The sequence below is a fragment of the Micromonospora sp. MH33 genome, assembly GCF_003013775.1.
Taxonomy (GTDB): Bacteria; Actinomycetota; Actinomycetes; order Mycobacteriales; family Micromonosporaceae; genus Micromonospora; species Micromonospora fulviviridis.
Genome location: NZ_MUYZ01000319.1, coordinates 1 through 7,653, shown reverse-complemented (window position 1 = coordinate 7,653; position 7,653 = coordinate 1). Strand labels below are relative to the sequence as shown.

The window sequence follows — 7,653 nt, the reverse complement described above, 5'->3', positions numbered from 1 at the left end:
CCGGGGCTGGCTGCCGGTGACCGTGCCGGGCGCCCCGGCCGGCTGGCGGGACCTGCACGAGCGGTTCGGCTCGCTGCCCTTCGCCGAGCTGTTCGCCGACGCGATCGGCTACGCCGAGCGCGGCTACCCGGTGGCCCCGGGCACGGCGGCCACCTGGGCGCGCGGGGTCGCCGCGCACGACGGCCTGGCCGGCGCGGAGTACGCCGAGTTCCGCCGGGTGTTCACCGTGGACGGCCGGGCGCCCCGGCCGGGGGAGTGGTGGCGCAACCCCGACGCGGCCCGCACGCTGCGGCGGATCGCGGAGAGCGGCGCGGCGGACTTCTACCGGGGGCGGATCGCGGCGGCGATCGACGACCACGCGGCCCGGACCGGAGGCTTCCTCACCGGCGACGACCTGGCCCGGCACGCCTCGACCTGGGTCGATCCGGTCCCGGTGCGCTACCGGGGGCACGAGGTGTGGGAGCTGCCCCCCAACGGGCAGGGGATCGCCGCGCTGCTGGCGCTCCAGGTGCTCGACGGGGTGGACCTGGCCGCGCTGTCGCCGGAGGAGCGGCTGCACTGGCAGATCGAGGCCGTGAAGCTCGGGTTCGCCGACGCACACGCCCACGTGGCCGACCCGGAGCGGGCCGAGGTGCCGACGGCGGCGCTGCTCGACCCGGGCTACGCGGCGGCCCGCCGGGCGCTGGTCACCGGGCGGGCGGGTGACCCGGTGGCCGGCGAGCCGGAGCGCGGCGGCACGGTCTACCTCTGCACGGCCGACGCCGGCGGCATGATGGTCAGCCTGATCCAGTCGACCTACCTGGCGTTCGGCTCGCACGTGGTGGTCCCCGGGCACGGCTTCGCGCTGCAGAACCGCGGCCTCGGCTTCCGGCTCGACCCGGACCACCCGAACGTGGTGGGGCCGGCGAAGCGGCCGTACCACACGATCATCCCGGGCTTCCTGACCCGGGACGGGGCGCCGGTCGGCCCGTTCGGGGTGATGGGTGGGCACATGCAGCCGCAGGGGCACGTGCAGCTCGTCTCGGCCACCGTCGACGCGGGGCGTGACCCGCAGGCGGCCCTGGACACCCCGCGCTGGTACTGGCACGCCGGCCGGACGCTGCTGGTCGAGCCGGACCTGGACCCCGCGCTGGTCGCGGGGTTGCGGTCGCGCGGGCACGAGGTCACCGTCGCGGCCGAGCCGTCGGTCTTCGGGTACGGCCAGGCGATCTGGCGCGCGCCCGGCGGCGGCTACGTGGCGGGGTCGGAGTCCCGGGTCGACGGCGCGATGCTGGGCTGGTGATCAGGCGTCGACCCGCTCCCGGAAGGTCGTCCGGTAGGCGTGCGGGGTGGTGCCGACCCGGCGGGTGAAGTGGTGCCGCAGCGCCGCCGCGTCACCGAAACCGGCCTGGTCGGCGACGCTCTCGACGCTCAGCCGGGTCTCCTCCAGCAGCCGCCGGGCCAGCAGCACCCGCTGGTTGGTCAGCCAGTCGTGCGGGGTGGTGCCGGTCTCGGCGCGGAACCGGCGGGCGAAGGTACGCGGCGCCATCCCGGCCCGGGCGGCCAGCTCGTCCACGGTCACCGCCCGGTCCAGGTGCCCCATCAGCCACTCCAGCACCGGCTCCAGGGTGGGCGCCTCGGGCGCCCTGGGGATGGGCGCCTCGACGTACTGGGACTGGCCGCCGTCGCGGTGCGGCGGGACGACCATCCGGCGGGCCAGCCGGGTGGCCGTGGCCGAGCCGTGTTCCTGGCGGACCAGGTGGAGGCATGCGTCGATCCCGGCGGCGGTGCCGGCGCTGGTGAGCAGCCGGCCGTCCTGCACGTAGAGCGAGTTGCACTGCACCCGGGCGGCCGGGAACCGCTCCTGCAGGTCGTCGACGTGCCGCCAGTGGGTGGTGCAGTCGCGTCCGTCGAGCAGCCCGGCCTCGCCGAGCACGAACGCCCCTGAGCAGACGCTGAGCAGCCAGGCGCCCCGATTGGCGGCCCGCCGCAGCGTGGCCAGCACGGGCTCGGGGACCGGCGTCCGCCCGTCGCCGTGGGCGGGCACGGCCACCAGGTCGGCGTCCTCGACCGGGGTCAGGTCGGCGGTCGGGGTGAGCAGGAAGCCGGAGCGGCTGCGGACCGGCCCGCCGTCGACGGTGCAGACGTCGAACCGGTAGCCGGGGAAGCCGTCGGCGGTGCGGTCGGTGCCGAACACCTCCGCGACGACCCCGAGTTCGAACACGGCGACCTCTTCGAGGGCGACAACGGCGACGGAGCGAAGCATGTGACGAGGGTAACCCGACAGGTGGCAGGAAATCGAGGCTCACTGGCATTCCTGCCACTGTCCGAAGGGTGCGGCGGCCCGCAGACTTGACGGTGTCCGGTGCGCACCGGCGGCGAAAACCACATCAACCACGCGAAAGCGAGCGCCGCCATGACCGTTCTGCTGCTCCTGCTCTTCCTGCTCCTCCTCGTCGGCGCAAGCGCCTCCGGGCTGACCGCCGACACCCGCGACTCGGCCGACTGGAAGCCGACCGAGGACGGACGCCGCTGGCGCTCCCGTACCTGCTGAGGTGATTTGCTCTATCTGCGCCGTTGATCCCCGGCGGGACCGCGCCAAAAGGGGCGGCCCCGCCGACGGAGGCCATCCGGCGTACGGCAGGCTAGGAGCATGGCTGACGGCTCCTGGTACGACGCCGACATCGACCACGTGATCATCTCCGAGGCGCAGATCCGCGAGAAGACCGCTGAACTGGCCAAGCAGGTCTCGGCGGACTACGCGCACGTCGAGAACGGTCTACTGCTCGTCTGCGTGCTCAAGGGCGCGGTCATGTTCATGGCCGACTTCGCCCGCGCGCTGGGCCGCCAGGGCCCGCCCGCCGAGCTGGACTTCATGGCCATCTCCTCGTACGGCCAGGGCACCACCTCCTCCGGCGTGGTGCGGATCCTCAAGGACCTGGACCGGGACATCGCCGGCCGGCACGTGGTGGTCGTCGAGGACATCGTCGACTCCGGCCTGACCCTCTCCTGGCTGCTGCGCTACCTGGAGTCGCGCTCCGCGGCCAGCGTCGAGGTGGTCGCCCTGTTCCGCAAGCCGGACGCGGTCAAGGTGCCGGTCCCGGTGAAGTACGTGGGCTTCGACATCCCGACCGAGTTCGTGGTCGGCTACGGCCTCGACTTCGGCGAGCGCTACCGCGAGCTGCCCTACGTCGGCGTGCTCAAGCCCGAGGTCTACGCCCGGGCCTGACCCCGGCGCCCCGCCGGTCGTCAGCCGACGTTCAGCGGGCTCTCAGCCTTCCGGTCTACGGTAGAGGCCGGTGACGTGGAGGCACCCTCCACGCCCGACCCCTCGAACCGTGTGACCGGGCGGTCGGGTGGTCGGGTGGGGAGCTCCCCGCCACGCCGGCTCAAACCCGGGTTCGCCGTACGCGTAAGTGCCGGGCTCGCAAGCTCACATCTGGCACGAACGGTGTACCGTCGAATGACCGCGGCGCGGCAGTTCGCGCGCCTCGGGGTCGGGGCCGGCCCGCACGGCGGCTGCGGCCGCCGCCCGAGGCGGCGACACCATTCAGACGGTCAGGACGTCGATCAGGAGGATGCGGGCGCCTCGGTGCCCGACAACAGTATGGAACGTACGCGTTTCTTCCGCCGACCGGTGGTCTGGATCATCCTGGTCATCCTCGGCGCCGTTGTGCTCAGTCAACTATTCACGGCTGGCCCCAGCTACCACCGCGTGGACACGTCGGTGGCGCTCGACCAGCTCCACACCGCAAAGATCAACAAGGCGGTCTTCCAGGACAAGGAGCAGACGCTCCAGCTCGACCTGGCCCAGAAGACGAAGTTCGGCGACACCACCACCGACCGGATCGAGGCCCAGTTCCCCTACGAGGTGGGCAACCAGATCTGGAACGAGGTGCTGGACGCCAAGGCGGCCAACCGGATCACCGGCCCGGCCGACACCAAGGTGTCGTCGGACAGCATCTGGGTGAGCCTGCTGGTCAACCTCCTGCCCATCGCGCTGCTCGTGCTCCTGCTGCTGTTCTTCATGTCGCAGATGCAGGGCGGCGGCTCGCGGGTGCTCAACTTCGGCAAGTCCAAGGCGAAGATGATCACCAAGGACACGCCGAAGACCACCTTCGCGGACGTGGCCGGTGCGGACGAGGCCGTCGAGGAACTGCACGAGATCAAGGACTTCCTGCAGAACCCGGCGAAGTACCAGGCCCTGGGCGCCAAGATCCCGAAGGGCGTGCTGCTCTTCGGCCCGCCCGGTACCGGTAAGACCCTGCTCGCCCGCGCGGTCGCCGGTGAGGCCGGCGTGCCGTTCTACTCCATCTCCGGCTCGGACTTCGTGGAGATGTTCGTCGGTGTCGGCGCCAGCCGGGTCCGCGACCTCTTCGAGCAGGCCAAGTCGAACGCGCCGGCGATCGTCTTCGTCGACGAGATCGACGCGGTCGGCCGGCACCGTGGCGCCGGCATGGGCGGCGGCCACGACGAGCGGGAGCAGACCCTCAACCAGCTGCTGGTCGAGATGGACGGCTTCGACACCAAGGGCGGGGTCATCCTGATCGCCGCCACCAACCGGCCCGACATCCTCGACCCGGCGCTGCTGCGCCCGGGCCGCTTCGACCGGCAGATCCCGGTCGACGCCCCCGACATGGAGGGCCGCAAGGCCATCCTGCGGGTGCACGCCAAGGGCAAGCCGTTCACGCCCGACGTCGATCTCGACTCGGTCGCCCGGCGTACCCCCGGCTTCAGCGGCGCCGACCTGGCCAACGTGATCAACGAGTCCGCGCTGCTCACCGCCCGCAAGGACCAGCGGGCGATCACCAACGACTCCCTGGAGGAGTCGATCGACCGGGTCATCGCCGGTCCGCAGCGCCGGACCCGGGTGATGAGCGACCAGGAGAAGAAGATCACCGCGTACCACGAGGGTGGGCACGCGCTGGTCGCCTGGGCGCTGCCGCACGCCGCCCCGGTGCACAAGGTGACCATCCTGTCCCGGGGTCGGTCGCTGGGCCACACCCTGGTCCTGCCGACCGAGGACAAGTACACCCAGACCCGGGCCGAGATGATCGACACCCTGGCGTACGCGCTGGGTGGCCGGGCCGCCGAGGAGCTGGTCTTCCACGAGCCCACCACCGGCGCCGGCAACGACATCGAGAAGGCCACCCAGCTGGCCCGCGCGATGATCACCCAGTACGGCATGAGCTCCAAGCTCGGCGCGATCAAGTACGGCACCAGCGGGGACGAGCCGTTCCTCGGCCGCAACATGGGCCACGAGCGGGACTACTCAGACGCGGTGGCCGCCGAGATCGACGGCGAGATGCGGGCGCTGATCGAGCTGGCGCACGACGAGGCCTGGGAGATCCTGGTGGAATACCGGGACGTCCTGGACAACATCGTGCTCGAGCTGATGGAGAAGGAGACCCTCTCCACGGCCGACATGGCCCGGATCTGCGCCCGGGTGGCGAAGCGCCCGCCGATGGCCCCCTACCACGGCTTCGGCAAGCGTCAGCCCTCCACCGAGCCGCCGGTGCTCACCCCGGCCGAGAAGGAGACGCTGAAGGCGCAGGCCCAGGCCGACGGCGCCTCGGTCGGCGGGTCCCCCTCGAACAACTCGGACGGTACCCACTGACCAGCGACCCGACGGCCAGCTCCCGAGACCGGGAGCTGGCCGTCTCCGCGACCGAGCCCGACGGCGACGACGCGCTCGACTACGTCGCCGCCCGCCTGATCAGCGGCAAGCTGACCGGGCGGCCGGTGGAGGAGAGCGTCGACCTGGCCCGCATCGAGAAGGCGGTCCGGGAGATCCTCGTCGCGGTCGGCGAGGACCCGGACCGGGACGGACTCCAGCAGACACCGGCCCGGGTCGCCCGCGCGTACGCCGAGCTCTTCGCCGGCCTGCGGGTCGACCCGGCGCAGGTGCTCAGCACCACCTTCGAGGCCAACCACCAGGAGTTGGTGCTCGTCCGGGACATCGACGTGATGAGCCTCTGCGAGCACCACCTGCTCCCGTTCCGGGGCAGCGCGCACATCGGCTACATTCCCGGGCCGGACGGCCGGATCACCGGCCTGTCCAAGCTGGCCCGGCTGGTCGAGGTGTTCGCCCGGCGCCCGCAGGTGCAGGAGCGGCTGACCTCGCAGATCGCCGACCTGCTGATGGCCAAGCTGGCGCCGCGCGGCGTCGTGGTGGTGCTTGAGTGCGAGCACATGTGCATGGCGATGCGCGGCATCCAGAAGTCCGGCGCCAAGACCATCACCTCGGCGGTCCGGGGCACCCTCCAGCACGACGCCAAGTCGCGCGCCGAGGCCATGGCGCTGATCATCCCGCGCTGACCGCAGCTACACAGGGCCCTCCCCACGGGAAGGGCCCTGTTCCCTGTCCAGGGTCAGTCGGCCAGCATGGCCAGCAGCAGTCCGGCCGTGGTCAGCACCGCGGGGACCAGGCAGACCAGTGCGCCGAAGCGGGGCGTCCGGTCCACCCGGTCGGCCGGGCGGGGCCGGAACAGCCGCCCCACCGTGAGCCAGCCCAGCATGAACGCGACCGCCGGCAGCGGCAGCCCCACCACCAGCGCCAGCACGGTCAGCGGGCCGGTGCCCGTGGCGAGGAAGAGCACGAGCTGGACCAGCGGCACCAGCAGCGCCAGCGGACCGTAGACCAGCAGGTTGCGGGGGTGCACCGGCCAGCGGGCCAGCCGGGGCAGGCCGCGGGCCGCGAGACTGTCGTCCGCCGAGTCCGCCCAGCCCCGGGCGGACCGCAGGGCGGCCAGCACGGCCGCCGGACCGGCCGCCATCGGCCGGGTCGCCTCGGTCACCTCGGGAGGCGTCGGGACCAGCGAGATCGCCGGTACGCCCAGTTCCCGCAGCCGCGACTGCTGCGGGGCGAGCCGCTCGCGGACCGCGGTCAGCTCCTCCCGGGCCGCCGCCACCGACCGGGCCTGCTCGCTCGCGGCGGTCGCCGCCGCCCGGCGTACGCCGTCGAGCTGACGGGCGGCGGCCACGTAGTCGGCCCAGGCCGCCCCGGCCGGGTCCACGTCGACCGTCGGGCCGCCGGACCGGGGCGCCGGAACCGCCGTACCGGTCTCGCTCACGGTGCCACCTCGGTTCGTGACTGCGGGGCTCGCAACCCCGGCTCACTCCTCGCGCTCACGGTATTACCTCGGTTCGTGACTGCGGGGCTCGCAACCCCGGCTCACTCCTCGCGCTCACGGTGCCACCTCGCCGAAGGGGACCAGCACCGTGCCCTGCTCACCCGGGCCGTCCCAGAGCACGGCCCGGCCCGGCCGGGGTCGCCAGAGCACCGGGCGGTCGAAGAGCTGCTCCAGCCGGCCGCCGGGCACGTCGGTGACCACCACGGCGGTGAGCTTGTCCACCTCGCCCTCCGGACCGAGCAGCCCGGCCAGCGGCGCCACCGTGCGCCACCAGCCGAGCAGGTGCCGGCCGGCCGGCGGCCCCTCCAGCAGCAGCGCGCGCAGCAGCTCGGGCGGCAGCTCGGTGGCGTCCGGCACGTCCAGCCCGAACACCACCAGGTAGCCCGGCTCGTCCGCCGCCATTGCCGCCCGCAACCCGGTCACGTCGACGGTCTCCACCCGGTGCCGCCCGGCCAGCTCGGCGGCGAGCACGCCGGCCGGCTCGGCCGAACCGTTGGCCAGCGGCGCCAGCACGAACCGCGCCGCAGCGGGGTGCGCCGCC

The 7,653-nt window shown here is 73.0% G+C and carries 7 protein-coding genes and 1 pseudogene; 5 read left to right on the top strand and 3 right to left on the bottom strand.

All coding sequences use genetic code 11. The features are described from left to right. Positions 1-1,282 (top strand): gamma-glutamyltransferase family protein (locus tag B0E53_RS30785; protein ID WP_107079197.1); only part of this gene is annotated, 1,282 nt, incomplete at its 5' end. Here the strand turns inward: B0E53_RS30785 and B0E53_RS30780 are convergent. Then, positions 1,283-2,245 carry a helix-turn-helix domain-containing protein gene (locus B0E53_RS30780; protein WP_107079196.1) on the bottom strand — a complete coding sequence of 321 codons (963 nt, stop codon included), beginning with the start codon at positions 2,243-2,245 and terminating at the stop codon, positions 1,283-1,285. Positions 2,246-2,395: 150 nt separating this feature from the next. Between B0E53_RS30780 and B0E53_RS38060 the strand changes: the two genes are divergently transcribed. From B0E53_RS38060 to folE, 4 genes are all read left to right on the top strand, one after another. Beyond that, complete coding sequence (locus B0E53_RS38060) at positions 2,396-2,533, top strand: hypothetical protein (protein WP_168215455.1); 138 nt, start codon at positions 2,396-2,398, stop codon at positions 2,531-2,533. Positions 2,534-2,632: 99 nt separating this feature from the next. Then, entirely contained in the window at positions 2,633-3,208 is a 576-nt protein-coding gene (hpt, locus tag B0E53_RS30770; protein ID WP_107079194.1) for a hypoxanthine phosphoribosyltransferase, read from the top strand. Between the two features lie 378 nt (positions 3,209-3,586). Then, the gene (gene ftsH / locus B0E53_RS30765; protein WP_107079193.1) at positions 3,587-5,596 is read left to right on the top strand and encodes an ATP-dependent zinc metalloprotease FtsH; all 2,010 of its coding nucleotides are present in this window, start codon (positions 3,587-3,589) and stop codon (positions 5,594-5,596) included. Between the two features lie 35 nt (positions 5,597-5,631). Next, complete coding sequence (gene folE, locus B0E53_RS30760; RefSeq protein ID WP_107079192.1) at positions 5,632-6,297, top strand: GTP cyclohydrolase I FolE; 666 nt, start codon at positions 5,632-5,634, stop codon at positions 6,295-6,297. Between the two features lie 53 nt (positions 6,298-6,350). On the opposite strand, the gene B0E53_RS30755 is transcribed toward folE, so the two are convergent. Further along, positions 6,351-6,995 (bottom strand): hypothetical protein, encoded by a 645-nt coding sequence (locus B0E53_RS30755; RefSeq protein ID WP_246835680.1) that lies wholly within the window; start codon positions 6,993-6,995, stop codon positions 6,351-6,353. Between the two features lie 171 nt (positions 6,996-7,166). Next, a pseudogene (locus tag B0E53_RS30750) lies at positions 7,167-7,653 on the bottom strand (cell division protein FtsK); the annotation flags it as partial.

Coding starts and splice junctions, on each gene's coding strand:
- B0E53_RS30780 (WP_107079196.1), bottom strand. CDS start 2,245: ATGCTTCGCTCCGTCGCCGTTGTCGCCCTCGAAGAGGTCGCCGTGTTC.
- hpt (WP_107079194.1), top strand. CDS start 2,633: ATGGCTGACGGCTCCTGGTACGACGCCGACATCGACCACGTGATCATC.
- ftsH (WP_107079193.1), top strand. CDS start 3,587: ATGGAACGTACGCGTTTCTTCCGCCGACCGGTGGTCTGGATCATCCTG.
- B0E53_RS38060 (WP_168215455.1), top strand. CDS start 2,396: ATGACCGTTCTGCTGCTCCTGCTCTTCCTGCTCCTCCTCGTCGGCGCA.